Source organism: Actinoplanes sp. NPDC024001 (assembly GCF_040638955.1).
In the GTDB taxonomy this organism is placed as follows: domain Bacteria; phylum Actinomycetota; class Actinomycetes; order Mycobacteriales; family Micromonosporaceae; genus Actinoplanes.
Map to the genome: position 1 here is coordinate 1 of NZ_JBEZZB010000366.1, position 1,713 is coordinate 1,713.

Below are 1,713 nucleotides of genomic sequence, written 5' to 3' on the forward strand. Positions count from 1 at the left end.
GCCACCCGCTCGGCGGCCGCGGTCGCCGCGCTCGGCGACTCGATCACCGCCGGCGTGCGCAGCCAGGAGAACGCCAACCGCCGCTGGACCGACACGCTCGCCACCCGGCTGCGGCGCGCCGACCTCGACCTCGGCGTGCTCAACCTGGGGATCAGCGGCAACCGGCTGCTCACCGGCTTCGAGGAACCCACCGGGCGGGCCGGCGACAGCGCGCACAGCGGCCCGTCCGGGCTGCGGCGCCTGCACCGGGACGCGCTGGGCCACGCCCGGGTGCGGCACCTGATCACCCTGCTCGGGGTGAACGACCTCGGCCGCGATCCGGGCACCACGGCCGACGACCTGATCGCCGGGCACCGGGAGATCATCGCCCGGGGGCGCGCGGCCGGCGTCCGGGTCCTCGGTGGCACCCTGCTGCCGATGGCCGGCGCGCCGCGCGCCTACGACACCGCGGCCAACCAGGTCGAACGGGACCGGTTCAACGCGTGGATGCGCATGGCCGGCGAGTACGACGGGGTGATCGACTTCGATGCGGCGGTCCGTGACCCGGCCGACCCGCGGCGGCTGCTCCCGGCGTACGACTGCGGTGACCATCTGCACCCGAACGACGCCGGGATGGCGGCGCTCGGCGCCGCCGTCCCGCTGCGGCTCCTCGCCTGAGCCCCCGCTTTATTGAGCACTGTTTGATTGAGCGGTGCCGCGCTGGGGAATGGCAGTCCCGGGCGCCGGGAACGGCCCCTGGCCGCTCCCGGCATCGCCCCCCATGGACGCCTGAGCGCCCACGACTCCCCGTGGTGGCCGTGGACGCCGAATCATGGTGCCGACAACGGTTTGCAAAACGATTGCATCCTGGGTGATCGTGGCACCGCCCGGGAGCGGGACAGCGGGGGAGAGATGAGGGGCACGGGGGAAACGGGCTGATGCAGTGGCGGCTGCTGGGACCGATGCGGCTGGTCGACGACACCGATACCCTTCACCACGCCGGCGCTGACGCGGGGATCGACCTCGGGCCGGGCAAGCAGCGATGCGTGCTGGCCGCGCTGCTGCTCACACCTCGGCAGGTGGTGCCGGTCAGCACCCTGATCGACCGGGTCTGGGGTGAGGCCCCGCCACCCTCACGCACGCCGATCGCGCCGTACGCCACCCGCCTGCGCCGCGTCCTGGAGCCGGTGTTCGGCCCGGACACGCTGCGCTACGAGGCCGGCGGCTACCTGATCGACTGCGAACCGGACCTGGTCGACCTGCACCGGGCCCGCCGCCAGGTGTTCGAGGCCCGCGCCGCCGAGGAGGCCGGCGACCACCTGCGCGCCGCCACCCTGCTGCTCGACGCCGTCGAGGACTGGGGCGACGAGGCGCTCACCGGCGTGCCGGGGGACTGGGCCGCCCGGGTCCGCTCCACCCTGGCCCGCGAGAAGCTGGACGTGCTCGCCCGGCTGGGCCGCTGCGGGCTGCAGCTGGGCCGGGCCGAGGAGGTCGCCGAGCGGCTGGCGCCGTACGCGGCGGAGAACCCGACCGTCGAGGCGCTGATCGCGGTGCAGATGAACGCGCTGGTCGCGGCGGGGCGGCCGGCCCAGGCCCTGGAGACGTTCGCGCGGACCCGCGACGCCATCGCCGAGGACCTGGGCAGCGAACCCGGGCCGGAGCTGACTGCCCTGCACACCCGGATCCTGCGCGGCGGGGCCGGCGGGCCGGACCCGGGTGGCCCGCCCGGCCGGC

The 1,713-nt window shown here is 75.4% G+C and carries 2 protein-coding genes; both read left to right on the top strand.

The window, feature by feature from the left end; all coding sequences use genetic code 11:
- Positions 1-657 (top strand): GDSL-type esterase/lipase family protein (locus AB0F81_RS51200; protein WP_360211749.1); only part of this gene is annotated, 657 nt, incomplete at its 5' end.
- 260 nt (positions 658-917) lie between these two features.
- The coding region (locus tag AB0F81_RS51205) for an AfsR/SARP family transcriptional regulator (protein ID WP_360211752.1) at positions 918-1,713 on the top strand (796 nt) is incomplete at its 3' end.